The organism is Niallia sp. FSL W8-1348, assembly GCF_038006745.1.
GTDB lineage: Bacteria > Bacillota > Bacilli > Bacillales > Cytobacillaceae > Niallia > Niallia alba.
In genome coordinates, this window is record NZ_JBBOVV010000002.1 from 667690 (window position 1) to 694682 (window position 26993).

The following is a 26993-nucleotide window of genomic DNA, read 5'->3' on the forward strand; positions in this document are numbered from 1 at the left end:
TAGAAAAGCCCATCAGCCCTTGGGAGACAAGAAAAGCGCAGGGACCCGGTTAGTGGCGTGTGTAGTGAAATAAAATAGCTGCCCTGCATAGGACAGCTATCGTAAGCTAATATTAGTAAATCCAACTATCTAATAATTTGTTATACTCTACTATCTCTTCTTCTCGAAAGAAAAGGGAAATTTCTCTTTGCGCACTTTCTCTTCCATCTGATCCATGGATAATATTTTTATGTTTTACTACGCCAAAATCTCCTCGAATGGTTCCTGGTAAAGCTTCTAAAGGATCGGTTTTGCCCATCATTAGTCTTGATTTTGCAATTACTCCCTCTCCTTGCCAAACCATAGCAAAAACAGGACCAGAAGTGATAAAATCTACTAATTCTGTAAAAAAAGGCTTTTCCTTATGCTCTGCATAATGTTGTTCAGCTATATTTTCAGAAACATGGATAAACTTTGCGCCAACAAGCTGAAAACCTTTTTCTTCGAATCGGGTTACTATTTTTCCTATTAGATTTCTTTGTACCCCATCTGGCTTTACCATTAGAAATGTTCTTTCCATAAGCTCACTCCTACCATATGTATTAGACTAGTAAACATGGTCATTCATGAAAAACTTAACATAAAAATCCAAATTTTGCAAAAGGTTTTTCAAACGCTTTCATATAGGATGATTACTTTGGGAAATTCCCATTTCTTCTAAAATTTGCGTTTTCCTAAATACTTTGCAATATTAGTAAGTGCTGATTTTGCTTTTCCGCTTGGTAAATCACGAATGGTATGCAACGCTTTGTTTAAATACATATCACTAACCTGTAAAGATCGATCAATAGCATCTGTACTTTTAATACTATCAATAATGTCCATTAATTCGTTCTTAGGCATCGTTTCGTGAACAGTTATCACTTTTTGCCTAACCTGCTCATATTCCATCGCAAACAAAACAGGTAAGGTAATATTGCCTTGAAGTAAATCTCCTCCAGCAGGTTTCCCTAATTCTTGTTCCGTCCCGACAAAATCAAGCACATCATCAATGATTTGATAGGACATTCCCACATAGTAGCCAAATTGATATAACTTTTGCTGATACTTTTCCTCTACATCAGAGACTATTGCACCAACTAAAGAGCTTGCTGATATTAATAGAGCCGTTTTCCGTTTTATTCTCCGAAAATAATCTCTGATATTCTGATCAAATCGATATTTGTCTTTAATTTGCTGTATTTCTCCGATACATACTTCCACTATTGTATTAGCAAGGACTCGGTGAGCAGCAGGCTTATCTATCTCACTCATTATTTCCATTGACCTGGCAAAAATATAATCCCCTGTATACATGGCAACTTTATTATCCCATTTTGCTTTAATCGTAGGTTGTCCTCTTCTTAAATCCGAATCATCTATAACATCATCATGAACTAAAGAAGCCATGTGAATTAATTCTAAAGAAATTGCTGCTTTCTCTATTTTTTGAATATCATAGTTCCCAAATTGTCCAGCAAGCAATACGAATATCGGTCGAATTCTTTTTCCGCCCGCTTGCAATAAATGCAAGGAAGATTCATGTAATATGGAAGAGTTTGCCTGTACTGTTTCTTCCAATGCTCGCTCAATTTTTTCTATATCCGAATTCAAAAATGAGTACATCATTTTTAATTTCACCAACTACTCACCCAACTTGTATCGATATTTTGAAATAATTATGTATTGTTTCACATTATAAAATGCTTAAGTAAAAATAATCTGTCTCAAATGGTTTAGGATTATTAACATGTAGTCTAAATACATGATGATAAGTTTACTGAAATACTCAACATTTGTGTTGTAAGATTTTCACGATTAGACACTATAAGTGCACACGTATTTAGACTGTTTAAATCCTAATTCTGACTCGTTTACTTATAACCTAAATGAACTGCAGCAACTCCGCCGAAATACGGTTTATAAGTCACTTTATGTAGACCAGCCTCTTTAAACATAGTAGCAAGTTCTTTCATTCCTGGAAAATCACGTGCAGATTCTTGGAGCCAAGAATATTCTTTATAACTTTTCGCAAATAATTTACCAAAAAGAGGCATGATATATCGAAAATATACATAATATCCTTGTTTAAAAATCGGCATTGTTGGCTGAGATGTTTCCAAACATACTACCATCCCTCCTGGTTTTACTACTCTTCTCATTTCTTTTAAAACAGTTAAATAGTCAGGAACATTTCGTAAGCCAAAGCCAATTGTCACGAAATCAAAATGATTGTCAGGAAAGGGTAATTCCATTGCATTACCATGAAGAAGTTCTATATTTTGATAATCAGCTGTTTTTTCTTTCCCAATACTCAACATATTTTCACTAAAATCAAGCCCAATCACTTTACCAGAAGGCCCAACCTGATCGGCTAGACTAATTGTCCAATCAGCTGTTCCACAGCATACATCCAGACATGCTGCTCCTTTTGGTACATTCATTTTTTTCATTGTGTCTTTTCGCCACAATTTATGTTGTTGAAAACTAATAACAGAATTCATTTTATCGTAATTACCATAAATCTTTTCAAATACATTATGTACCTTTTCTTCTTTAGATTGCTGCTCTTGCATTTTATTACCCTTCCTCTACGTACAATTGTTGTTTGTTTATTACTTTCAATAATTGATAGACATTTTCTCTCAACTCTGCTTGTAAATCAGGAAGATTTTCTAGCAACTCTTCTAAGCGAAAACTTGTCTCTTTTATATGTTTATCTAACACCGCTACTTTATTACTATTTATAGGTAATAATTTCTTATTCTCATACTCACAAAAAGCATCGACTACTATTGAACTATTTGTATGATTGTATTCCTCTTTTTCTTTTCGGATTCGAGAAAGAAATAAAAATTCTCTGACGAATAATTTCCATCCATCTAATTGATAATAGTCGACAAGTTTTTGGATTAACGCTCCCTCAATAGTTTTCAGACTTTCTTTTAGCTGCTCGATTGAGTTTGCATTCTGGTGATAAAAGAATATTTTATTCTCGTTAACCTCTTTAATTCCTTCCGCTAGGAATTTTAGCATTCTAAAGTCTTCGATTTCGGCTAATATTTTATAATATTGCCCACTATATAAATCCCCTGCTAATACAGTTAGCTGTCTATTTCTTTCGTTCCCTTTATGCATCTTTTCATTTGTAATAAGCTCATGGGTATCAAGGGCAATCTGAATAAGTGTAATTGTTGTTGCATATGTAATAATGTCTTGTTTTTTTATCTTTACCTGTAACAGAACAGATATTGTTAGTAGAAGCTTATGTTCATCTAAAATTGGATTTGGTATATGCTTTTGCAAATAATGATTCGAGGTTTTTTCAACCACTCTTCTTTTTACACTTTCTAATAATTCTTGAATAGCCATAACATCACCCTTGTTCCCATTTATTCCTGATTATCGTTTCTGGAAAATAAATATCCTCACTTTTGCTTTATAGCTTAATAAGTATAAAGCTGTTTATTGCTACGCACAGAAGTAAAAAGCCAAAGCCATCTTCATTAGACTTAACTTAAAGTTCCGTGCAACAACTTTACGTAAAAGTTCATTTGAATTTCTATCATATATTTTAAATATTATATCACAACAGAAAGTAAAGGGATACAATAGCCACTTGGGAAAGATTCCACTCTCTGTTTTGTTGTAACTAATTTAATCTACAGCATCAAAATGCAGTATCTTTTCTTTACTATACTAAAAAATAACATAAAAAAACCGCGATAATTTCGCGGTTTTAGTGAAATACTATTATTGTATGTAATTATTTCACTGCGTCTTTAAGTGCTTTACCTGGTTTAAAAGCAGGAACTTTACTTGCTGCGATTTCAATTTCTTCACCAGTTTGTGGGTTACGACCTTTACGAGCCGCACGCTCACGTACTTCAAAGTTACCAAAACCGATAAGTTGTACTTTATCACCATCTTTTAAAGCATTCAAAATTGTATCGAAAACAGCGTCAACTGCTTTAGTAGCGTCCTTTTTTGATAGTTCACTTGCTTCAGCAACTGCATTGATTAATTCTGTCTTGTTCATGCCTTTCACCTCCTCCCGAGTGTTTCAAATAAAAGCTTAAAATTAGTTTCATATCTTTATTTGTAAACAAATTAACGGAATTATATACGTCCTACTGAATTTTTTCTTAAATGTCATGCATTTGATCACACTAAGAACTATTCAAGTATTAAGAGACTTAACTTTTATAAAAAAGATTAAGACTCCTTTTATAACGCTAATTCCTTTAAAAGATTATCATAATCATTTGTGCATATCAAGAAATTTTATATATTGATAGCAATATTTTCTTATTTTGAAATAAAAGCGTAACATTAAAACCATAAAATTTCCATTTACATCCAAAAACCGAGCGAAAATGTTACTATATTTCTGTAGTTTCCGTTATATCAATAGCGGGTATATAAACAAATATAGGATATTTTTTCTAAAATCTCATCTACCTTTTAAAAATTTTTGTTCTTTAAATACACAAAAAAAAGAACTCTAAAATAGAGTTCTTACAAAATAATTGCTATTAATCCACCAGAACCTTCATTGATGATTCTTTCTAATGTTTCTTTTAGTTTATAACGGGCATTTTCTGGCATTAATGAAAGTTTGGCTTGGATTCCTTCCCGCACGATGGAACTTAGGCTTCTTCCAAAAATATCTGAATTCCAAATGGATAACGGATCATCCTCAAAATCTTGCATTAAGTATCTTACTAATTCCTCACTTTGCTTTTCTGATCCAATAATAGGAGCAAATTCACTCTCTACATCTACTTTAATCATATGAATAGAAGGTGCAACAGCCTTCAGTCTGACTCCAAATCTCGAGCCTTGACGAATAATCTCTGGTTCATCTAAACTCATGTCCACTAATGATGGTGCAGCTATGCCATAACCTGTTTGTTTTACCATTTTTAATGCATCTGATATTTGGTCATACTCCGTTTTTGCATGAGCAAAATCTTGCATTAATTCTAATAAGTGGTCTTTTCCTCTAATTTCTACCCCAACAATTTCTTTCAGGATGTCATCATATAACTCATCTGGTGCAAATAGATCAATTTCCGCAATTCCTTGCCCCATTTCAATGCCAGCCAGACCAGCATTTTCAATAAATTCATATTCACTAAATTGTGAAACAACTCTATCTACATCTCTTAATCTCTTAATATCTTTTACCGTTTCTTTAACTGCTTCTTGATAATTATCTCTTAACCAATGATTTTCTCTTAAAACCATTACCCAGCTTGGTAAGTTAACATTTACTTCTAAGACCGGAAACTCGAATAATGCTTCACGCATAACATTTAATACATCTGCTTCACGCATACTTTCTACGCTCATAGCAATAACCGGGATATCATATTTTTCAGAAAGCTCTGTTTTTAAAGCTTCCGTATTAGGATGATATGGTTGCGCACTGTTTATAATCATGATAAACGGCTTTCCAACCTCTTTTAATTCTTCAATTACTCTATTCTCAGCTTCCAAATAGTTACTTCTTGGAATGTCACCAATCGTACCATCGGTTGTAATCACCACTCCAATTGTGCTGTGCTCTTGAATAACCTTTCTTGTTCCTATTTCAGCAGCTTCATGAAACGGAATAGGTTCCTCATACCAAGGTGTATTGATCATTCTAGGACCATTCTCATCCTCGTAGCCTTGTGCTCCTGGTACAGTGTACCCAACACAATCAACAAGCCTAATATTCACTTCTAATCCCTCATCTACTTTAATAGAGGCCGCTTGATTAGGAACGAACTTTGGTTCTGTTGTCATAATTGTTTTTCCTGCTGCACTTTGAGGAAGCTCATCTTTTGTACGAGCTCTATCTCCTTCATTTTCCATGTTCGGGATAACAACCAATTCCATGAATTTTTTTATAAAAGTTGATTTTCCAGTACGTACTGCACCTACTACACCTAAGTAAATATCACCGCCCGTTCTTTCGGCAATATCTTTAAAAATATTTACCTTTTCCAAGTGATCCCCTCCTGAACTTTTCCTAGTACATGGGATAGAATTATCCATTTAATACTATTAGACAATATATATTTATGATGTTGTCCTATCTCTTTATGACTTATTTTTTATTTTCTCCTCCTTTTTTTTGCTAGTTTTATTTGAAAGTAGCATTTTCTCTGTTTATGAACGTAAAAATGATATCCATCCATACGTTATATTTATTGAAACTAGCATAAGACTATTTGTTTCTTTATGCATAAAATAAAAAACCTTCTCTTCAATATATACAAGAAGAGAAGGGATATGACACTTTTTGTTAGGAAAACAGCTAGGAAGACAAGTAAATAACCATAAAGCAGGGCAGCCAGTCTATTAAAACGAGCCCACATGGTGTACAAACATTCATTTAAACTTCCATCAATGGGCTTCTTACTCCCATGAAAATAAACGGTTGTCACCTCGATTTTCATCCTTGTTGGTGAAGTTTGCTTCATGGATGGCTGCCCGTTAAGAGTGGGATAAAAAGGGTGCACATGACCCAATAGAGAGTGAAACCAATCGATTAGATTAAAAAATGGAAAATAAAAAAAATCAAAGTAAAAAGTAGGGGAAACTTTTTACTTTGATTTTCCATCGACTATTTGACCCAAACCCTGTTCATTCCACTAGGTTGCTTCAAAGCATTTTATGTTATAACATACATTTTCGAACCATTAAAACGCCTAAATTTCCATAAAAAGATTTTGTTTGTTTCTTCCTTTCTAAAGAAAGGCTTTATGTATTAAACATCTTTTTTTATTCTATGTACTGAGAGGCAAGAATGTTTATTAAATCTTCCATTTCATTCGTTTTCCCTCTTGCCATCAGGCTCTCTACTGCTGCTTTGGCATCTTGTCCATTAAATAAAATCTGGAACAAAGCATTTGTAATAGGCATCGTTACTCCATATTTTTCAGAAAGCTGATGTGCTGCTTTTGTAGTACGTATACCTTCCACAACCATTCCCATTTGGTCCAGCACTTCTTCTAGCGCATGACCTTTTCCAAGCATGTTGCCTGCTCTCCAGTTTCTAGAATGAACACTTGTACAAGTAACAATCAAATCTCCAATCCCTGTTAAACCAGCAAAGGTAAGAGGATTTGCACCCATTCTTGTTCCTAATCTTGCCATCTCAGCAAGACCTCTTGTAATTAATGCCGCCTTAGCATTATCGCCAAATCCTAATCCATCTGCAATTCCTGCACATACTGCAATGATATTTTTCAAGGCACCGCCAATTTCGACCCCAATAAGATCCGGATTTGTATATACTCGGAAATTATGATTGATAAATAAATCTTGAACAAGTTCAGCTTCATCCATCTTCTTAGAAGATACTGTAACTGTTGTTGGATGACGTAGGCTTACTTCCTCCGCATGACTAGGACCTGAGAGCACAACAATACTTTTACGCATGCTTTCAGGTATCTCTTCCTCCATTATTTCAGAAATTCTCATTAATGTGCCTGGCTCAATTCCTTTACTAACATGAACGAATGTTTTCTGCTTTTTAATGTAAGGAAGCATTTGCGGAATAACCTCACGCATTGCTTTGGTTGGTATGGCCAATACAATGATATCTGCTTCCTGAATACACTGTTCTAACGAAGTTGTTCCAACTACTTCGTTAGGCAGGGTAATCCCAGGCAAATATTTGCTATTTTGATGTAAGCTATTTATCTCTGCAATGTTTTTCTCATCTTTTCCCCAAAGTCGAACAGTATGACCATTGTCGCCAAGAACTAATGATAGCGCTGTTCCCCAGCTACCAGCACCAATCATTGCTACGGATTTCTTATCTTTCATCATTTACACCTCTTTATTTTCTTTCTCTTGCAAATATTTTAATCGGTGTTCCTTCAAAACCAAAGGCATCTCTAACCCGATTTTCTAAAAATCGCTCATAAGAAAAGTGAAGCAATTCTGGATCATTCACAAATACAACAAAAGTAGGTGGTCCTACCGCAACTTGGGTAGTATAGTATATTTTCAATCTTTTTCCTTTATCAGTTGGAGTAGGATTCATTGCAACAGCGTCCATAATAACATCATTTAACACACTTGTTTCTACTCTGCGTGTATGATTTTCACTGGCAACCTTGATCATCGGTATTAATGTATGAATACGTTTTTTCGTTTTTGCAGAAAGGAAAACAATTGGTGCATAGTCTAAGAATAGGAAATGTTCTCTAATTGTTTGTTCAAATGTTTTCATTGTTTTTTCATCTTTTTCTACAGCATCCCATTTATTCACGACAATAATAATTGCTCTTCCAGCCTCATGAGCATAACCTGCAATTTTTTTATCCTGCTCAATAATTCCTTCTTCTCCATCAATAACCACTAAAACGACATCGGATCGTTCGATGGCACGTAACGCTCTTAATACACTATATTTTTCTGTAGACTCATATACTTTACCTTTTTTTCTCATTCCTGCTGTATCGATAATAACAAACTTTTCGCCATTAACCGTAACTTCAGAATCAATTGCGTCTCGTGTAGTACCAGCCACATTACTAACAATTACTCTTTCTTCACCTAGCATTGCATTTACTAACGAAGATTTACCGACATTCGGTCTCCCAATCAGGGAAAACTTAATGACATCATCATCATAATCCTTCGTATCACGCTTTGGAAAGTGATTTGCCGCCTCGTCTAATAAATCCCCTAATCCTAAACCATGTGATCCAGAAATTGGGAATGGCTCTCCAAAACCTAATGCGTAAAAATCATAAATTTGTTCTCGCATATCTGGGTTATCTACTTTATTTACAGCTAAGACAACAGGCTTTTTCGCTTTATATAAAATTTTTGCCACTTCTTCATCTGCAGCTGTAACGCCTTCACGACCATTTGTTATAAAGATGATTACATCCGCTTCCTCAATTGCAATTTCCGCTTGCATACGTATTTGATCTAAAAAAGGTTCATCTCCAATATCAATTCCACCTGTATCAATAAGGTTAAAATCATGATTCAACCATTCTGCTGAGCTATAGATACGATCTCTTGTTACTCCTGGTATATCTTCTACAATGGAGATACGTTCTCCTACTATCCGATTAAAAATAGTTGATTTACCGACATTCGGTCGTCCAACTATTGCAATAACTGGTTTAGCCATCGCTATCATCCCTTCATACATAATCATTCTATCCATGCAACATGATTCCTACGATTAAATGCTTTCAAGCGTAAGGTAATCACGATGTTAAAGAACATTCTTAGATTATTTCTTGCTTTTATGAACGTAACTACTAATTTTTTTAGTAGTTTCCGTTTTTACAGCTCCGTTTTTTAGTAGAAATTATTTAAACTTATTCCTAAATTCTATCAAGAACGAAACCAATAATCGACTGTTCAAGTAATACCCTTTAACAAAAAATAGTAAAATAGGGGCTAACCCGAAAACTGTAAGGTAGACCCCTAACTAAAACATTTTATCAAAGAGAAGTTATCCTAGCAACATAAAACTGCATTTCTTTCCATAACAATCATTTATATAGCGTTGTTTCGATATTAATGCTTAACAATTATAAAGACTTCTTCACTGATTTTATGCGCAATCCCATCTAGTATAGCTTCTAAATTAGTCGCTATTGTTTCCAGTTCCTTTGTATCTTCACAATAAAACACACCACTGCCTGGTGCAACTTTATTAGGATTCGTAGTTATGGAGGCTAAAATGTATTTTTCTACATTCATTCTAACTCTTCCTCTCTTTCTTCACGCTTACTTGGCATTCGAATAGCATTTTCTAATGTTGGGACTGCACCGATAATTCGAATGGCTTTCTTTTCATTTTGTATTTGTGGTAATACGAAAATTGCTACTCTCCCATCTTCCAGATCTCTTTTAGCTAGCGGTACTAACGCAGGTGTTCCTGAGTCGCGGTAAACGCCTAGTGCTGTAGTAACATCATAAAGAATAGCTTGTCTTTGACCTAAGTTTGCAATAGTCGCTCTTGCATTAAAATTCTTAGGGGTTAAAATAAACCCCATTCCATATTTTAATACTTCCTTCTGTCGCTCTGGTAAACCAATGTTCATGATATAAATTGTATCAACATGTAAACCAGCACCTGCAAACGTTGGTTGTACATATTCAATATCTACTATATCTTTTAAATGTCCACCAGACATTAGTTTTTTTGCTACCACTGCCGAGAAAATAGCTGCGAGGATTCCTGTCCAGATGTTGAAAGCAATATAGCCAAATGTACTGACTAGACCTGCAAACATCACTAAATAATTTCGACTTTCAAAAGCAATGGCTATTCCTTCAATATATGTTTTTCCTCTTGGAACCATCTCAAAACTATCTAATTCAGTAAGTGTATTTCTTTCCATGTTCCTAACTTCACGAAATTGGGAAGCAGCAACAGTTAAGAATGTTACTGCCGTAAAGTCTTTGTTTAAAATAGATGGAATAGCTACTGAACCTAAACCAGCAGCGATAAAGCCTAAGGCAATGTGAATTATTTTTCCATGTAAATAAGTAGGATATTGTCTATAATCAGTTCGAAGCATATATATCCTTAATAGTGTCCCGACAATTACCCCAAATAGAATTGGATAAGCGAAATTACTCATACGTTTTTTTGTCTCTCCTTTTCAAGCATAAATACATACTGTTCCCATCTTGCAAGCGTCATTTTTAGATAAAAAAGAGATATCATTCCCAGCATACCAAGCATAAAAGAATCAAAAAAATGAATAGAGCCAATCGAATAATTCATCTGATAGCTCCTTAAAACAAAACTTAATACTATATCCCCCATCATACTTCCGATTGACAGAATAAGGATTTGACAAACGATATTTCTATGTAAAAGGATGACTAGTATAAATAATATACTTGCCTTAAGCCATACTCCCGGGATAAATACCCATATCGGATCAATAATCGCCATTAGCTCATATGTAATATAAGCTAACATCACAAAAAAAGACGAAACTATACAGTACATAGATTTTTTCCAGTGTAGACGACTTGTATAAAAAAATGAAATGACCAATACAACTAGGGGTAAAATCGAAAAACGCACATGTTGCCACTCCCAATTCAACTCACTTAAAATAATCGCTAATAATAAATAAATGGAATATTCCGTTCGCTTTTGGTTCCTTTTATCCATAAAAAAAGTCGTAAATATCCAAAGAAACCAGGTACAAAATAAAAAAATTGATCCTGCCATCATTCTCACTCTCCTATTTTTCCATTATGTCTCGGAAGTATGTAATTTAAACGAAAAAGATAGAAGTAATAAATGGAACTGTATTTGTATATTTATGTAGGAATTTTTTTCATTAAGTAGTTTTCTGCACGATGTAGAATAATAAAATTAAACTTCTGTAAAGGAAGTCGAACGTTTTAAATTTATTATTGGTAGGAGGAGTTTTTTTATGGGTAAGGATAGACAGGAAAAAAAATTTAAAAAAAGCAACAGAGTTGAATCAGACCGTGATCAAGCACTTCATTACAATGGCGCAACTAGATTACAAAGTCCAGAAGAAGGCAGATTATTAAACGATAATAAGTAGAAAACACACAATAAGGGTGACCTCAATGGCCACCCCTACAAATTTCTTTTCGGATTAAGAGTAAGAAATGATTAGTTTTTCAATTTCTTCAATTGTTCCCCAATCATATCACCTAATTGGAATCCTTTTGACTCTTCTGGAAGTTCATAGACTTCTTCCTCGTCTACTTCTTTTTCTGTTAGTTCTTTAATGCTTAAAGAAAGACGCTGTTCCGCTTCATTTACATCTAATACTTTTACTTGGACTTCTTGCCCCTCTTTCAACACTTCATGAGGTGTTCCAATATGCTTATGTGCAATTTGGGATATATGAACAAGTCCTTCGACACCTGGGAACACTTCAACAAACGCACCATAGGAAACAATACGTTTGACTGTTCCATCTAGTACACTACCTTTTTCTGCACGTTCTGCAATGTTCGCCCAAGGTCCAGGTTGTGTTTCTTTAATAGATAAAGAGATGCGATCATTATTACGGTCTACACTTAACACCTTTACTTTTACTTCTTGCCCTTCTTGAACGACATCTGTTGGACTAGAAATGTGATCATATGACAATTGAGAAATATGGACTAATCCATCAATGCCCCCTAAATCAACAAATGCACCAAAATCCGTGATTCTTTGAACAGTTCCTGTTAGGGTTTGTCCAACTTCTATTGAGTCTAGGAGATTTTGCTTTTGTTTGCTTTTCTCTTCCTCTACAACGGCACGATGGGATAAAATAAGACGACTTTTATCTTTCTCCAATTCCACAATTTTAAAAGAAATTGTTTTACCCTTGTAATCAGAAAAATCTTCTACATAATGAGCTTCTACTAAGGAGGCAGGTACAAAGCCTCTTACACCAAGATCAACAACAAGTCCGCCTTTTACAACGTCTTTTACTTCTGCTTCAAAAACTTCGCCTGCTTTAAATTTCTCTTCAAGTTGATCCCAAGCTTTTTCTGCATCAACTTTTCTTTTGGATAAAACAAGAGCATCTTCTTCTACTTTTATCACTTCTAATTCAAGCTGATCCCCTTCTGAAACAACATCACTTGCCTTTTCAATGTGCAAGCTAGATAATTCACTTATTGGTATAATCCCATCGAGTTTACTGTCCGTAATTGCAACAATTACCTGTTTTTCTTCCACCTTCGTGATCTGACCATTTACTACGTCTCCAACAGTATAATTATTTACAACTACATCATTTAATTCCTCAGACATATGTACTCCTCCTTCGACTCTATGCTGCATGCACTCTCTTTCGAAAATGAACATGCAGCTTAAAATAAATTAATCATGCATACGATTTTTATAATCCTTCTCTTTAAAGTTCTTACAAACTTGTTTTTTTGTCAAGTAAGAACTACTAGACTAGTTTATAAGATTACCTGAAGCTTGCATATGTTAAAGATCAATTACTAATTTTTTCTCGTGTTAGCTCCATGATTTTTTCAACTACATCATTTATAGATAGTGAAGTCGTATCCATTTCAATTGCATCATCCGCCTTCTTTAACGGAGCAATTTCACGCTCTGAATCTAATTTATCCCGGGCAGCAATTTCTTGTTTCAATTGTTCTAAATCGGATTCATAACCTTTTAGTACATTCTCTTTATGTCTTCTAATTGCTCTTTCATCTACAGAAGCTAAAAGAAATATTTTTACTTCAGCGGTTGGAATCACATGGGTACCAATATCCCTACCATCCATTACCACACCACCGTTTACTGCAAACATTTGTTGTCTTCTTACCATTTCTTCCCTAACAAGTTTATGCTTGGAAACGATAGAAACCGAGTTCGTCACTTCACTTGAACGAATTTCCTTTGTAACATCTTTGTTATCTAGAAAAATTAATTGACCTTGTTCACCTGGGAACAATTCAATAACTGTTTCATTTAACATATTTATTAAACTTTTTTCATCTTCTAAATTTAAGTTATGGTTTATTGCTTTATAGGTTAAAGCTCTATACATCGCTCCTGTATCAATATAAATGTATCCTAATTGTTCGGCAACAATCTTTGCAACAGTACTTTTCCCTGCTGCTGCTGGTCCATCTATTGCAATGCTAATTTTCTTTTCCATAAATCCTCCTGAACTACTGGCTCAATTATACCAATTCTCTTATAATATTCACTCTACACTATTAATGCCTCCTAAAGTATAGTAGGCATTTATTATGCTTGTAGCATTTTTACATCCAAACATGATTTTTAATGTGGAGTACAAGCCTAGCCCTTATTTTTAAATGGCTTACTTATCTTTTATTTTACCATAATCTCTAGACTTTTTTATTAAAAATATCTTCTCTTTTATGTATCTCTTCTATATGACAACAAAAAATAAACATCGCTATTATCTTCCGAATGTCTCGAGAAAGGAAATAAAATTAGAATCCATAACACCTTCATATTGAGTGATTGTTCTTATTTCCGGGATAAAATCCCACTGATGAAGCATTTGACCAACCATAAAAAAAACGATTTGAAACATGATAATCTTCATTATAATTCTTTCCACCGTTTTCACTTTACGCAACTCCTTTTTGCTTTCCAAAAAGCTTTCATATACTTAAAAACTTAGCTATTTTGCTTTTTCGTTTTTAGTTTATATGACTAGTATCGGAGTATTTATAAGCCTTTATTCAGATTTCAATCCCTTTCTTTTTCAAGGAAAGTTGACGGTCAAAGCTAAACCTTAACATTGATTGGCGATCCGCAGGATCAACTTCTAAAAATTCAATCGTCATTTTATTGCTATGTTCATTATAATCAAAGATTTTTTTGCTTTCTGCCAACAAATGCAAATAATTATACTCTCCATTTTGCAAAGGCAGAACTAATGAAACTTTTAATTTACTATTTTCCTGTAAGCTTATATGCTTAGGCACAATAACAGCAGCCCCACCGGCACTAAAATCTAAAGAAACGGTTGTAAATGGTTCAAATTGACCGTCCTTCTCATATGGATGGATTGCGATATCAACACTCGTTTCAATTCTTACAAATTGTCTACGCTGAATTTTAACCATTTGATTTTCTGCAGGCAATGAAAGAATAAGCATTGGTACATTATTATCCTTTTTCCTTCCAATCACTTCGGAATGAAATAAATAAGCAATCCCTTCACTTGTCACAAAATTAACCCTCAATTGAGCACCATTCATAAGAAAAAGCAGTTTATTTGTTACAAGATGAATAGGATACTCTATGTATATCGATTTTTCTGCTTTACCTAATACACGACTTTTATATTGTTCACCGTTTGATTCCCCATGAATCGGTTCAATAATTAATGTATCTCCAATAAAAATCACTTTTTCTCACACTTTCTTTTTAACGGTATGAATACCTTAAGATTTTTTATCTATGATGTATTTATGTTTATATAAATACAAGTTCCATCAGTGGGGTTTTTCCTGCCCCTTTCCTGATGGCTAATTGCGTTTATCGGACGTTTACAGAAGCTAGCTTCCTCGATTCGATTCTCCTCAGCTTGCGGTTGAGTCTTACCCCTCTTTAAAAAACGAGTAAATTATCACAATCACTTAATAAACCGATATCTTAATAATAGTCATTAAGACTCACATATTTTTTATAACTATAACAAAATACCTATATTTAAGTATCATTATTGCATGAATGTTTTATATTTGGCAATACTACCCATTCAGAAAGTCAAACTTCTATCCATGCAGGTCTTTCCACTTGATTTGAAGGATAAAAAAACTGCCAACATTCTCGTATTAGAGTATGTCGACAGCTTTTTTTCTTTAAACTACTTCTTCATAAACTGGTTCAGCATTCTTTAATTTCTCTACCTTTTCCTCGATTCCATTATCGGCATTAATATAAATCCGATAGGTATCTTCCCCTAATGTTCCAATAAATTCATAACATAAAACTTCTTCATTCAGATCATTTAGGATTATTGCTAAACCATCATCCATAATATCGACCTGTTTGTTGATTTTCTTTAATGCTTCCTCTTTAGAAATCGCTGGATCTTTGATTTCTCTTTCTGTATTTGCCATCAAGTAATCTTCTGCAGCAAACCCAATAACATTTCCATTATCTAGGGCCACTTTCATTTTAATACTATCTGGATAAATTTTTACCCCATCAATCTCGGTAACAAAATTAAATACACCCATATTTTCATATTGCATACTCTCAAATAGTGCTAAGTTTTTAAAATCATGATCTTTTAAAAACTTAACTGCTTGATTATTCGCTTCATTAAGGCTTATCTTATCTTCTTTCACTTCTCGGGATACGATGGACCAGATTGGATATCCTCCTTTTTTTGTGATATCCATGCTTGCTTCTACATCTGTTCCCTCTTCTTTTAATGTAACACTATAAAAGCCATAATTTGATCCTTTTCCATTTTCCATAATTTTCACTTCAACTGGATTTTTAAATTCCGCAAATTCTTTCGCGATTTTTTCTGCTTCTTTTTCTGATATTGTCTTTCCCTTTAAATTTTTAAAGTTTTCATCTTTCTTTTCCATATTTACACTTGTAACGCCAAAGCTAGTTTCCTGATATCCTTTTACTTTATCTTCTACTGTTTTCAAACCGTCAATAATGGTATTATCTAATTGCTTATCTGTTGCCAATGCCATTTCAACATCCATCCAACGGAGATTGTTTTCCAGCACTAAATGCTGAACATTGCGTAATTCGTCTTGGATATCTGCAGCTTCTTTATACAATTTCTTTAACGTTTTATACTCATCTTCCGATAATGGCTCTTTATTTAAGTCTCTCACCGCTGTCCGATAACTAAAATCACCAATGTTCGCTAAAAATTCCTCTGTTTTATTAAACGGGAGCAGTGTCAATGGTAGTTGACCTACATCTGAATGTGCTTCTGAAGTAATTCGCCATACTTCTGCCAACGCAGGAGATAGGGATTCCTGTGAATTCATTGCTAAAGTTGTACCAATCTGATCATGTAGCAAATCTACTTGATACGTTAAATCATGGAAAGCCCTTTGATAGTTATTCTCTGCGTTTAATAAAACTGCATTTTTCTCTTTGTGCTCCTGATAGCCCCAAAAGGCTACCCCTGCGATCCCGAGTGTTAATACTCCTATTAATATTCCTCTTAACATCGTCTCACCCCACTATTTACAGAATATATGCTTTCCTATTTGTTTAATTTGTGGTCGACCCCAAATCCATCCGCTTGTTGCGGTATCCGGATTAAAATAATACAAAGCATGTCCAGTAGGATCCCATCCATTAATAGCATCTAATACTGCTTCTTTTGCCCTTTCATTTGGAGTTAACCAAATTTGTCCGTCAGCAACAGCAGTGAATGCGCGTGGTTCAAAAATAACTCCTGAAACCGTATTTGGAAATGTTGGACTGTTAACTCGGTTGAGAATAACTGCTGCAACAGCTACTTGACCTACATATGGCTCTCCTCTTGCTTCACCATATACTGCATTTGCCATTAATTGAATATCATTTTGCGAGAACCCATTCGGAACATTTGCTGCAGTTACTTTTTTCCCAGTTGTGTTTTCGCCGCCATTCGTATTGGCAGTATTTTGCGGTGCAGGAGTGTTATTATTATTTGTTCCTGTCTGACCAGATTTGTTTTCTGTTGCGTTTTTTGGTTTTGCTGCATTATTTGTTTGCTTTTGTGCAGCACCATTTTGATTTTTCTTTTTTTGCGCAGTAGTATTTGGTTTTTTTGTTTTGTTATTGCTTGGTTTTTTTGCTGTGTTATTCGTTTGTTTTTTTCCTTGATTTTGTGTTGTTCCTTTTTTAGGAGAAGGAGTCTTTTGTTTATTTAAATCAACCCCTCCATAATGGGAGAACTTTTTCCCACGATTTATTTGTTCTTTTACAAATTGCTCATTGTATTTAGTTGCGCGAGCTAACTTATCTTTCGTTTTCGCGCCAGCTAAACCATCAATCGGCAATCCAAATTCATATTGAAAGTGCCTTAATGCCCAATAGGTTTGCCAACCAAATACACCATCAATTTTCCCATTATAAAATCCTACATATTGTAGTCTAGCTTGTAATTCAATAACGTCATCCCCTACCGCTCCATGCTGAATAACTTGATCGGAAAAAGCATGTACTTTTTGTTCATGTAAAGGAACAGCTAGTAATCCTGTCATAACAAAAAAGATGATCGCTATTTTTGTGAGTAAAAACTTTTTATTCATGCTTATTACCCCCATAACTAATTACTATTAACATTAACTGTATTTTTTGTAGCAATTGGTTTTTTATACAAAAAAAAAAGTAGAGGGATGTACTCCACTCTACTTTCTTACATACTATATGCTTCACAATCCTATTCCAAAGAGGATTGTGAAACTTCCTTTTACCAGGTGGTAAATATTACCCTTTAGCCTTTTTAACGTTAAGTTCCTGTCATTTTTTGAATAGGTTCATTACTTAGTTCTCTTGCGCTTTTTACTTTTCTAAGGCCTAACCACCATAAATAAAACATAAATGGGGTAATCAAGATCAGCCAATTTTTCTCTAAAGATACAATATAATCATACACAGCGTGAAGCAGAAAAGGAACAAGCAGGGAATAAACAAGCCATTTCCCTCTAGGCACAATAAATTTACCCTTTCCAAAATAATAACCCATTATAACCCCAAAAAGGGCATGACTTGATACAGGAAGCAAAGCTCTTCCAATCGCATACTCCAGTCCATTTGCCACTAAATATAGAATATTTTCCATGGTTGCAAACCCTAATGACACTGCAACGCCATATACTATTCCATCATAAGGCTCATCAAAATCAGCATGCTTTACTGCCGTATAAAAAAGAATAAACCATTTAAAAAATTCTTCTAATAAACTGGTTGTAAGTAGAGCACTCCAAATCCCTTCTGGAATGACATTCTCTGCTTGAAAAACGTATTGAATAAACATGATTGGAAAAACAAGAAGTGCACCTGTTATAAAAGACCGCATGACAAGCGATATTGGCTCGGAATCGTATTGGTCTTTTAAATAGAAATAGCTTAACAATGCTAAACCAGGTGCTATTCCGGCTGAAAAAATCGCCAACATTTCATTTCCCCTTTTCCCCTGTTTCTGAGTGTTCGACTATCTAGTTTTTTCTAGAATAGCATTCGCAATTTGCACACCATGAAACCTTCCATTTTCAATAAAGATTTCATTTGCGTTATTTCCTGCTGCAATTACCCCAGCAATAAATATACCATTCACATTTGTTTCCATTGTTTCTGGATCAAACACAGGTCTCCCCGTTTCCTTTTCGATTTCCACTCCCATTTTTTTCAGAAATTCGTGATCAGGATGATATCCTGTCATCGCAAACACAAAATCATTTTTAATTTCATGAAGCTTTCCATTTACTTCATATAAAAGAGAGGTTTCTTTTATTTCTACAACACTTGCTTGGAATTCCATTTTAATAGTTCCTTTTCGCACTAAGGACTCAAATTCTGGTAAAATCCAAGGCTTGATACTAGAAGAATATTCGCTGCCCCTGTATAAAACCGTTACTCTTGCTCCGGCTTTCACAAGTTCAATCGCAGCATCCACGCTTGAATTTTTCCCGCCGATTACTGTTACATCATGGTTAAAATAAGGATGTGCTTCTTTAAAATAATGCATTACCTTAGCCGATTCTTCGCCCGGAATATTCATATAGTTCGGATGATCATAATAACCAGTTGCAACAATAATATATGGAGCTAAGTATTCGGACTTTTTCGTTTTTACAATAAAATCCTGTTCCTCTGTTTTTTGTACTTCTATTACTTCTTCATATGCATTTATACGAAGTTCTTTTCTTTTTACTACTTCTCGATAATAAACGAGCGCTTGATTGCGATTAGGCTTATATTGTTCTGTTAAGAAAGCGACATCGCCAATTTCTAATTTTTCACTTGTACTGAAAAATGTCTGATGTGTAGGATAACCATGTATCGCATTTACGACATTTCCTTTTTCAATAATTAGTGGATTTATATTTATTTCCTTTAAAGCGATCGCTGCTGCAAGACCGCATGGACCTGCACCAATGATAATTGCTTGTTCTCTTTTCAAAACCGTTCACTCCTAACCTTTTACAAAAAACGGGATTACTTCCCCTTTAAACCTTTAACAAAATTATAAAGTGAAACTGCCATCAGTGGGGGTTTTCCTTCATCCCCCACTGATGGTTAGTTGAACCAATCGGACCTTTACGGACAGTTGATCTCCCACCTATCTTCCTTGTATTCTCATATGCTTGAGGGGGGAGTCTTACTGTCCGTTAAGAGTGGGATAAATAAGATTAAAGTTTTCCCCAAAAAGCTCCAAAATAAAAAATCAGCAATAGGTTTAGTTAAATTTATATCCAACCGCGGAATCTAGATGCTTCCGCCATTTTTCTAACTCCCACCATATATGCTGCTAGTCTCATATCGACACGACGTATTTCAGCAGTATCATAAATATTTTTAAATGATTTGCTCATTACTTTTTCTAATCTTTCTTCCACTTCTTCTTCTGTCCAGTAGTATCCTTGATTATTTTGAACCCATTCGAAATAAGAAACAGTTACCCCGCCAGCTGAAGCTAATACATCTGGAACTAATAAAATTCCTCTTTCTGTTAAAATACGAGTAGCTTCTAATGTTGTCGGTCCATTAGCAGCTTCCACAACAATGCTTGCTTTAATATTCGGCGCATTTTGTTCTGTTATTTGGTTTTCAATTGCTGCTGGAACCAAGATATCGCAATCTAATTCTAATAATTCTTTATTCGAAATGGTATTGTTAAATAAGTTTGTAACAGTACCAAAGCTGTCTCTTCTATCCAATAAATAATCTATATCTAACCCTTCAGGATCATGCAATGCTCCATACGCATCAGAAATTCCAATTATCTTTGCACCCGCATCATACATGAATTTTGCTAGAAAACTCCCTGCATTTCCAAATCCTTGGACAACTACTCGTGCTCCTTCAATGGAAATGCCTCTTCTTTTTGCTGCTTCACGAATACAAATGGTTACACCTTTTGCAGTAGCTGTTTCTCGTCCTTGTGATCCACCTAATACAAGTGGCTTACCTGTTATAAAACCTGGAGAGTTAAATTCATCAATTCGGCTATACTCGTCCATCATCCATGCCATTATCTGCGAATTAGTAAAAACATCTGGAGCAGGAATATCTTTTGTTGGGCCGACGATCTGACTAATTGCTCGTACATAGCCTCTACTTAATCTTTCTAATTCTCTAAAAGACATATCACGAGGATCACAAACAATTCCTCCTTTTCCGCCACCATAAGGAAGGTCGACAATGCCACATTTTAAACTCATCCAGATAGAGAGTGCTTTCACTTCTGTTTCGGTAACATTAGGATGAAAACGAATACCACCCTTTGTTGGACCAACTGCATCATTATGTTGAGCACGGTAGCCTGTGAAGATTTTTACAGTTCCATCATCCATTCTCACAGGAATTTTAACTGTCATCATTCGAATCGGCTCTTTTAATAATTCATAAACTTCATCTGAATAACCAAGTTTGTTTAAAGCCTTATGAATTACTGTTTGTGTTGATTTCAAAACATCGTGTTGCTCTTCTACATGATTCTTCTCATTAGATTTTTTGGCTACCATTAATAAATCCTCCTAAAAAACTACTAGTTTATAAACCGTAGTTCTTCTTTATAAGAATAATTATTTAGCATTTTTAATAAAGTGAAACTTCTATCAGCGGGGGTTTTCCTTCCTCCCCCACTGATGGTTAGTTGAACCAATCGGACCTTTACGGACAGTTGATCTCCCACCTATCTTCCTCGTATTCTCAAAACCTTGAGGGGGGAGTCTTACTGTCCGTTAAGAGTGGGATAAATGGAAAACATAATTTTGGGCTTAATAGCTAATTCAAAGCATAGTATACACCTTTACCTGCAAGATGCAAGCAAAATTATACAATTGAAATAACATAATTATTCAGGAACTTGTTAGTTCCACTATCATCTTGCGATTATTCGTTACGGAAGGTCTACAAATATCATTTTTTCACTGTGGATAACTGTTTTTTATTCCTTGTTCTAATATCAGTATATTCAATTAAACGATTCTTTGTCCTACCTCACCCTCATTTAATTATCATCAATTCATTAGTCTCTAAAACTTATTTCCTTATACGATAAAAATACTTGTGGCTAAACAAAAAAGATGAAAGGATGGGAATAATCTTATGTATCTTCCCTATTTCATTTTAACACTTTCAACAAGTTTTACCAATCATCAAGTTTTAAATTTTTATGTATTAAAGTTCTTTTAAACACATAAAAAAGATAGACAATTCCAATAAACTGCTGAAGTTTCCATATCTCGTGTCTCCGAGAACAACTTCAAAAAAATGGAATCATTCTATCTACTTTATGGAGGATTAAAAATAATGCACCAATGTCTCCAATGCATTCTCTTTTTTTATTATATTTCCATATTCTTCAATGATGTATATGCTCTTTAAACTTACTTCTCCATACTCGCTTAGGATGGCAATAATTTGTTCCTCTTTAAACGAAGAAATATCAACAAAGCATAAATAATACATTCCATTAAAATGATATAAAGAACCGCCATAAAAGGCATTTTGCACTAACTGCTTTGCGGCATTTATTACATCTTCTATATCCTTAAACTCATATAATATATCCACTGTTTCTTCTACTGTTACTTGCATCTCTAAGAAACCTTCAGATAATAATTCTTCCGTATCCAATTCACTTTCACTTATTGTTAAAATCATAACCATGCCTTGAGCTTTCATTGAAAATATCTCAACAGCTACCGATCCGTGTATCTCCATGTCAAATAAATCATTGGCTTCTTCAAGCATTTCATGAAAAAAATACTGCCACTTTATCGAGTCTTTCCATATATCTTCCTTTGTCAATCCACGTTCATACAAATCATCGGTGGTCAGATGGATTTTAATTCTGTTGCTATTTAATCTCTCCAAACGCATGACTACGCCTCCTGCCTGCTCCTTGAAAAAACTCTTACTGCAGTTTATGAAAGGAAGGAGTAATCGGTGAGTAATATTCCAAAGTGGTTCAGGCTTTGCTTGAAAAGCCAATATTTCGCTAAGAACGGTTGATTGTACTTACTACAAACATCTTAATTCATTCATCATTTTGTTTATGTTTAATACTTATAATATGTGTTTCTGGCTTTGCTCCTAATCTTAACGGAATACTAGTTGTTCCATACCCATTACTAACAAATACAGTCGTATTTTCAATTACTTTTGCTCCACCTAATTCATATGGTCCGAAACCAAATATTCGTATTTGCCCTCCATGAGTATGCCCGCTTAATATGAGGGGAATCTGTTCTACCTCATTCATTTTTTCTATTATTTTCGGATTATGGCTCACTAAGAGTTTAAAATCATTGGCATTTGTTTGCTCTAACGCTTTTTCTAAATCATCATGCTCTAAAGAATAATCTTCAATCCCAATTAAGGACCAACTTTCTTCTTTATCTGATTGGAAAGAAATTGCTTTATTATCCAATAAGATAATGTCCTCTTCTTTCAATAAAGTTTCTAAAACATCTCGATCAATTTCGTAATCATTATTCCCCCAAACAAAATAAACAGGACCAATTTTTTTTAACTTCCGTAGATTCTCCCGGGTTTTTTCCAACTTTACACCCTTTTCTAAAAGATCTCCTCCTATTATGACAATCTCCGCAACATTGATTGCTTCATTAATGATGGTATCATCAACAGTTCTTCGATGAATATCTGAAATAAAGAAAAGGGTAATTTCTCGGATTGAAGATGGAAAGTTTGGAAAATAAAAAATCTCATATTTTACATTATTCTCATTTGCAATTTTTCTCATATATATTAATAAAGCCACCCCTAAAAAAACAAGTAAAATGAAAGTAACAAGTAAGAATATCATAAAGTCCCCCTAAAATTCCTCTTTTTTCATTGAATGATTCTTATATTTTAATACACCTTCTACATGAATTACCATTTTTAAGAAAAATCTTCTCCCCTTTATATACCACTGTTTAAGTTCTTTTATTACGATTGCTGAATATTTATCGGCAAAATATAAAGTTGCCCGCTTTTTTTTACCTTTTAAATGTTTTTTACTAAAACAACAAGGGTAGTTGAAGCTTTTTTAAAAGCAAGCATGGAAATAAAAATTTTATCATAGGATGTAAAGTAAACCCCAGAAAAGGAGGGAATTCTATGCCGTCATTCTACAAAGAATATCACCCTTATATCAGCCCATTTGATCCTTGTCCACCAATAAAAACAAAAGTATATTCAACCCCGCCGAATTTATACTTAGGTTTTCAGCCACCACATCTTCCTCAGTTTAGTCCAATGGAAGCATTAAAAGCAGGAACCTTATGGAAAACATTTTACGATCCTTACTACGGTCCTAACGAAAAAAAGAGCTAAGGGAGTGATATTGAATGAAGCAGCTTCCACCGGAATACTATCAATTATTAGAACAACTCCAAGCAATCGATTTTGTACTAGTTGAACTCACCTTATACTTAGATACCCACCATTATGATCAAGATGCCATTAATCAATTTAATCATTATGTGAAAGAACGTGAAAAGTTCAAAAAATTATATGAAAGTAACTATGGTCCTTTATTGCAATATGGAAACAGCCCATCTGGTTCACCATGGGATTGGGATTCTGCCCCTTGGCCTTGGCAAGTATGATGTCAAAAATTTAATTTTGCGATAAAGGAGAATGGAATCTTATGTGGTTATATGAAAAAAAATTACAATACCCCGTAAAAGTAAGTACTTGCAATCCAATGCTTGCCAAATTTTTAATTGAACAATATGGAGGTGCTGATGGAGAACTTGCAGCAGCATTAAGATACTTAAATCAGCGGTACTCTATACCTGATCGCGTTATTGGATTATTAACAGACATAGGTACAGAAGAATTTGCTCATTTAGAAATGATCGCTACCATGATATATAAATTAACGAAATCTAAAATGCTATCATTTAAAATACCCCTACTCCCTTTTCTCTTCCTTATAATATATCCCTTTAAACAAAAAAGGACTACCTCCAAAATGAAGGCAATCCCATTGCAATTTCTATAAATTTTTTAACGTCCAATTCCCCTATATCTGTAGCTTTACCGACACCCTCAACAATGACTGTCTTTTCATCTACAACAGTTACATTAGCCTCTTTGAGTTTAGTCATGATGTCACACCGTCCTTAGTGTAGTCTATGAGTTTAATAGATTGTCTAATAACCGTCTAAGGGCTAAAACTCTCTACACTTAGGTACTTGCAATTCAAAGGCATTTTAGGACATAGAAAAGCAATTATTTTAATTTCACCCTGTTTCAAGATAGCATTTCATGAACTATCTAATAGGGAAGTCTTTAAGACTTTCTACGGCTGTGAATTGACATTTAAATTTGGTCTCCTTTGTAGTAATGGCGTGGCTTCTAGTCATGCCCTTTTGTTTTAAATTAAAAAGCATAATTTATGCTATTAACTTGTGAGGTGAAGTAAGTGAAACTAACAGCGGAAATGATTCCAGTTATACGTCAATGTAAGGGCATGAATCAAATTGAGTTTGCTGATTATGTAGGCATACCACAGGCAAGGCTATCTGACATTGAGACTAAAAAGATCCCTATTTCTGATTACTATTCAAGTAGACTATTCCTAGCGATTGGAAAATTAAAAATTGACGATAAAGAATTGAATGACATTAAAGAACTAGTGAAAAATCAAAACATTTAACAAGGTGGTTTTAATGCTAAAAGCTATTAAAGAATTTCGTGAGAATAGGAAACTATTTAAACTATTGTCAGAAGAAGTTGAAAAGCAAGGGCTGTTAGTTATGGCAAGTCGTTTAACTACAGCAGAAGAACAACGAGAATTTATCTCGAAATATTGGGAACTAAAACAAAATACAAAATTAAGGTGGTTTTAATAATGAGTAAATTTAATCCTGAATTAGTAAGACGATTAGCAATGGGCGATCCTGAGGCATTTAAACAAATTAGCACTCTACCAACAAGTGAAAGAATGTCTATAGGGCTGGCTGTGAATGAATTAAGAGATAAGGAAAACATCATTCCTTCTAATAGCGGTCTATCTGTATATGAACATACGGACAGTAAAATTGACGAGAATGGAGTTAGAGAAGCAATGCAACGACGAATGGACATTGAACGTGAGAATAGAGAACGTCAAGAAAAGTTTAGAGAAGAGTTTATCGCGGAACAAACTAGACTTGCTGTAGATCGTGCAAGGGCTGGCTTACCACGAAATGATAAGTTAACACGATAAAAAAAATACTACTTACTACCACTAGCTTATTCATGGCTGGTGGTTTTTCTATTTAAAGGAGATCAAGACAATGACAACAATCAAACAATTAGTAAATTCCAGCTGTTCCAATTTAGTAGACGGTAAATGCACGCTACTAGAAAGAGAATGTCCACTTATTTCGGGCGGTGAATATAGAGGCAAAAAGATACCTGCTAGTGACTGTTCATGTACTTACTTTGAAAAGGCTATATTGCCTATAGATAAGACTGTAGAGGCTGTATATTATGGCAAGGAAACGGTGTTAAACAAGTCGTGTAAAGGTTGTGGCAAGGGCTTTAATTCCATATCTAACAGGGCTATGTACTGTTCGGATATTTGTAGAGGATCAGCAAGGAAAAAGACTTTTATTAAGGCTAATCAAAAACGCACTTAAATAACAACAGTTAGGACTAAATGAAGCTAGTAGTATCAAGGGTTTCAGGCGTTAGAATTTACGGGGTAAGGTATTTGTACCTTGCCGACTTCTAACTGTTGTTTTATCTATATAGGGGGTTATGAAATGGCAAACAATAAGAAGCGGAAAAAGAGAATTAAACGACAATTACTTAAAAGGATTAAAGAGGATCAAAGGAATAAAGTTCATGCAATAAATGAAGTGTTACCTACTGAGGAACTACAAAGCACTATCATTTCATTTCCTGAAAAAGAAATTCCTAGTGCAGACCTTTATCTAGGTAAGTATGACAAGGAAAACAAAGAGTATCAAGTCCTTTTAGATAATCGCTATAAAGGAACAGTGAAACCTATTGAACGCTTTGTCAATTTCAATGCAAGTATTCTTCACTATTGTAGTGACTGTAAGAAGGAATGGTATTCTAAACCTTTATGGTTACTTACAAGTGCTAATCAAGAACATATATGCGGCGTCGATACTTCAAGAGTTAATCCTAAGAATATTAGAAAGAAACTTACTACTGATGACAAACTACAAATGTATAAAATGGCTGAACAAGGAATATCTAAGACAAAGATTGCTAATCACTTTGGAATTAGTCGTCCTACAGTTATCAGTCATTTAAGAAAGGCGGGGCTAAACTAATA

At 34.4% G+C, this 26993-nt stretch carries 30 protein-coding genes and 1 pseudogene; 9 read left to right on the forward strand and 22 right to left on the reverse strand.

Annotation, left to right across the window (positions count from 1 at the left end):
- Window positions 1–112: 112 nt before the first annotated feature.
- The 11 genes from ndk to NST60_RS21775 all read right to left on the reverse strand — a co-directional run bounded on the left by ndk (window position 113) and on the right by NST60_RS21775 (window position 11242).
- A complete protein-coding gene (gene ndk / locus NST60_RS21725) occupies window positions 113–559 on the reverse strand; it encodes a nucleoside-diphosphate kinase (RefSeq protein WP_016203039.1) in 447 nt (148 codons plus the stop codon).
- Window positions 560–696: 137 nt separating this feature from the next.
- Window positions 697–1659, reverse strand: coding sequence for a heptaprenyl diphosphate synthase component II (hepT, locus tag NST60_RS21730; RefSeq protein ID WP_016203038.1), 963 nt, complete (start codon window positions 1657–1659; stop codon window positions 697–699).
- A gap of 233 nt (window positions 1660–1892) precedes the next feature.
- Window positions 1893–2594, reverse strand: coding sequence for a demethylmenaquinone methyltransferase (locus NST60_RS21735; protein ID WP_101730955.1), 702 nt, complete (start codon window positions 2592–2594; stop codon window positions 1893–1895).
- Between the two features lie 4 nt (window positions 2595–2598).
- Entirely contained in the window at window positions 2599–3390 is a 792-nt protein-coding gene (locus tag NST60_RS21740; RefSeq protein WP_016203035.1) for a heptaprenyl diphosphate synthase component 1, read from the reverse strand.
- Between the two features lie 394 nt (window positions 3391–3784).
- Window positions 3785–4057 (reverse strand): HU family DNA-binding protein, encoded by a 273-nt coding sequence (locus NST60_RS21745; RefSeq protein WP_016203034.1) that lies wholly within the window; start codon window positions 4055–4057, stop codon window positions 3785–3787.
- 479 nt (window positions 4058–4536) lie between these two features.
- Window positions 4537–6015 (reverse strand): stage IV sporulation protein A, encoded by a 1479-nt coding sequence (spoIVA, locus tag NST60_RS21750; protein WP_016203033.1) that lies wholly within the window; start codon window positions 6013–6015, stop codon window positions 4537–4539.
- A 777-nt stretch (window positions 6016–6792) separates the two neighbouring features.
- Complete coding sequence (locus NST60_RS21755) at window positions 6793–7845, reverse strand: NAD(P)H-dependent glycerol-3-phosphate dehydrogenase (RefSeq protein WP_040343296.1); 1053 nt, start codon at window positions 7843–7845, stop codon at window positions 6793–6795.
- A 10-nt stretch (window positions 7846–7855) separates the two neighbouring features.
- Window positions 7856–9166 carry a ribosome biogenesis GTPase Der gene (gene der, locus NST60_RS21760; RefSeq protein WP_101731380.1) on the reverse strand — a complete coding sequence of 437 codons (1311 nt, stop codon included), beginning with the start codon at window positions 9164–9166 and terminating at the stop codon, window positions 7856–7858.
- Between the two features lie 395 nt (window positions 9167–9561).
- A complete protein-coding gene (locus tag NST60_RS21765) occupies window positions 9562–9747 on the reverse strand; it encodes a capping complex subunit for YIEGIA (protein WP_016203029.1) in 186 nt (61 codons plus the stop codon).
- The gene (locus NST60_RS21770; RefSeq protein ID WP_016203028.1) at window positions 9744–10634 is read right to left on the reverse strand and encodes a YIEGIA family protein; all 891 of its coding nucleotides are present in this window, start codon (window positions 10632–10634) and stop codon (window positions 9744–9746) included. Before NST60_RS21770 ends, NST60_RS21765 begins: the two co-directional genes overlap by 4 nt.
- Window positions 10631–11242, reverse strand: coding sequence for a YphA family membrane protein (locus NST60_RS21775; protein WP_101730953.1), 612 nt, complete (start codon window positions 11240–11242; stop codon window positions 10631–10633). The genes NST60_RS21770 and NST60_RS21775 overlap by 4 nt, the downstream gene beginning before the upstream one ends.
- 205 nt (window positions 11243–11447) lie before the next feature.
- On the opposite strand from NST60_RS21775, the gene NST60_RS21780 reads away from it, so the two are divergent.
- Window positions 11448–11585: a YpzI family protein gene (locus NST60_RS21780; RefSeq protein WP_341100123.1), complete on the forward strand. Its 138-nt coding sequence runs from the start codon at window positions 11448–11450 to the stop codon at window positions 11583–11585.
- Window positions 11586–11656: 71 nt separating this feature from the next.
- On the opposite strand, the gene rpsA is transcribed toward NST60_RS21780, so the two are convergent.
- The 11 genes from rpsA to NST60_RS21835 form a co-directional block, all read right to left on the reverse strand.
- Window positions 11657–12796, reverse strand: a complete 1140-nt coding sequence (gene rpsA / locus NST60_RS21785) for a 30S ribosomal protein S1 (protein ID WP_016203025.1) — start codon at window positions 12794–12796, stop codon at window positions 11657–11659.
- Window positions 12797–12986: 190 nt separating this feature from the next.
- Window positions 12987–13664: a (d)CMP kinase gene (gene cmk / locus NST60_RS21790; protein WP_016203024.1), complete on the reverse strand. Its 678-nt coding sequence runs from the start codon at window positions 13662–13664 to the stop codon at window positions 12987–12989.
- Between the two features lie 270 nt (window positions 13665–13934).
- Window positions 13935–14108: a DUF5359 family protein gene (locus tag NST60_RS21795; protein WP_212120128.1), complete on the reverse strand. Its 174-nt coding sequence runs from the start codon at window positions 14106–14108 to the stop codon at window positions 13935–13937.
- Window positions 14109–14223: 115 nt separating this feature from the next.
- Window positions 14224–14895, reverse strand: coding sequence for a flagellar brake protein (locus tag NST60_RS21800; RefSeq protein WP_016203023.1), 672 nt, complete (start codon window positions 14893–14895; stop codon window positions 14224–14226).
- Window positions 14896–15351: 456 nt separating this feature from the next.
- Window positions 15352–16698, reverse strand: coding sequence for a germination protein YpeB (ypeB, locus tag NST60_RS21805; protein ID WP_101730951.1), 1347 nt, complete (start codon window positions 16696–16698; stop codon window positions 15352–15354).
- 12 nt (window positions 16699–16710) lie between these two features.
- Window positions 16711–17769: a spore cortex-lytic enzyme gene (gene sleB, locus NST60_RS21810; RefSeq protein WP_445304418.1), complete on the reverse strand. Its 1059-nt coding sequence runs from the start codon at window positions 17767–17769 to the stop codon at window positions 16711–16713.
- Window positions 17770–17969: 200 nt separating this feature from the next.
- Window positions 17970–18638: a glutamic-type intramembrane protease PrsW gene (gene prsW / locus NST60_RS21815; RefSeq protein WP_016203142.1), complete on the reverse strand. Its 669-nt coding sequence runs from the start codon at window positions 18636–18638 to the stop codon at window positions 17970–17972.
- A gap of 36 nt (window positions 18639–18674) precedes the next feature.
- Window positions 18675–19643 (reverse strand): YpdA family putative bacillithiol disulfide reductase, encoded by a 969-nt coding sequence (locus NST60_RS21820; protein ID WP_016203143.1) that lies wholly within the window; start codon window positions 19641–19643, stop codon window positions 18675–18677.
- A 286-nt stretch (window positions 19644–19929) separates the two neighbouring features.
- The gene (locus NST60_RS21825; RefSeq protein WP_169188785.1) at window positions 19930–21207 is read right to left on the reverse strand and encodes a Glu/Leu/Phe/Val family dehydrogenase; all 1278 of its coding nucleotides are present in this window, start codon (window positions 21205–21207) and stop codon (window positions 19930–19932) included.
- Window positions 21208–21988: 781 nt separating this feature from the next.
- Window positions 21989–22570, reverse strand: a complete 582-nt coding sequence (locus NST60_RS21830; RefSeq protein ID WP_169188786.1) for an adaptor protein MecA — start codon at window positions 22568–22570, stop codon at window positions 21989–21991.
- A gap of 157 nt (window positions 22571–22727) precedes the next feature.
- Entirely contained in the window at window positions 22728–23516 is a 789-nt protein-coding gene (locus NST60_RS21835; RefSeq protein WP_169188787.1) for a metallophosphoesterase, read from the reverse strand.
- Window positions 23517–23812: 296 nt separating this feature from the next.
- Here NST60_RS21835 and NST60_RS21840 point away from each other — a divergent pair, with 296 nt between their 5' ends.
- From NST60_RS21840 to NST60_RS21875, 8 genes and pseudogenes are all read left to right on the forward strand, one after another.
- On the forward strand, window positions 23813–24028 hold the full coding sequence (locus NST60_RS21840) for a spore coat associated protein CotJA (RefSeq protein WP_016203148.1): 216 nt from the start codon (window positions 23813–23815) through the stop codon (window positions 24026–24028).
- Between the two features lie 14 nt (window positions 24029–24042).
- Complete coding sequence (locus tag NST60_RS21845) at window positions 24043–24303, forward strand: spore coat protein CotJB (protein ID WP_016203149.1); 261 nt, start codon at window positions 24043–24045, stop codon at window positions 24301–24303.
- 41 nt (window positions 24304–24344) lie between these two features.
- A pseudogene (gene cotJC / locus NST60_RS21850) lies at window positions 24345–24584 on the forward strand (spore coat protein CotJC); the annotation flags it as partial.
- Window positions 24585–25124: 540 nt separating this feature from the next.
- Window positions 25125–25358: a helix-turn-helix domain-containing protein gene (locus tag NST60_RS21855; RefSeq protein ID WP_341100125.1), complete on the forward strand. Its 234-nt coding sequence runs from the start codon at window positions 25125–25127 to the stop codon at window positions 25356–25358.
- Window positions 25359–25371: 13 nt separating this feature from the next.
- The gene (locus tag NST60_RS21860; protein ID WP_341100126.1) at window positions 25372–25551 is read left to right on the forward strand and encodes a hypothetical protein; all 180 of its coding nucleotides are present in this window, start codon (window positions 25372–25374) and stop codon (window positions 25549–25551) included.
- Between the two features lie 2 nt (window positions 25552–25553).
- The gene (locus NST60_RS21865) at window positions 25554–25910 is read left to right on the forward strand and encodes a hypothetical protein (RefSeq protein ID WP_341100127.1); all 357 of its coding nucleotides are present in this window, start codon (window positions 25554–25556) and stop codon (window positions 25908–25910) included.
- Between the two features lie 70 nt (window positions 25911–25980).
- The gene (locus tag NST60_RS21870) at window positions 25981–26325 is read left to right on the forward strand and encodes a hypothetical protein (protein WP_341100128.1); all 345 of its coding nucleotides are present in this window, start codon (window positions 25981–25983) and stop codon (window positions 26323–26325) included.
- Window positions 26326–26451: 126 nt separating this feature from the next.
- Window positions 26452–26991 carry a helix-turn-helix domain-containing protein gene (locus tag NST60_RS21875; protein ID WP_341100129.1) on the forward strand — a complete coding sequence of 180 codons (540 nt, stop codon included), beginning with the start codon at window positions 26452–26454 and terminating at the stop codon, window positions 26989–26991.
- Window positions 26992–26993: the final 2 nt, after the last annotated feature.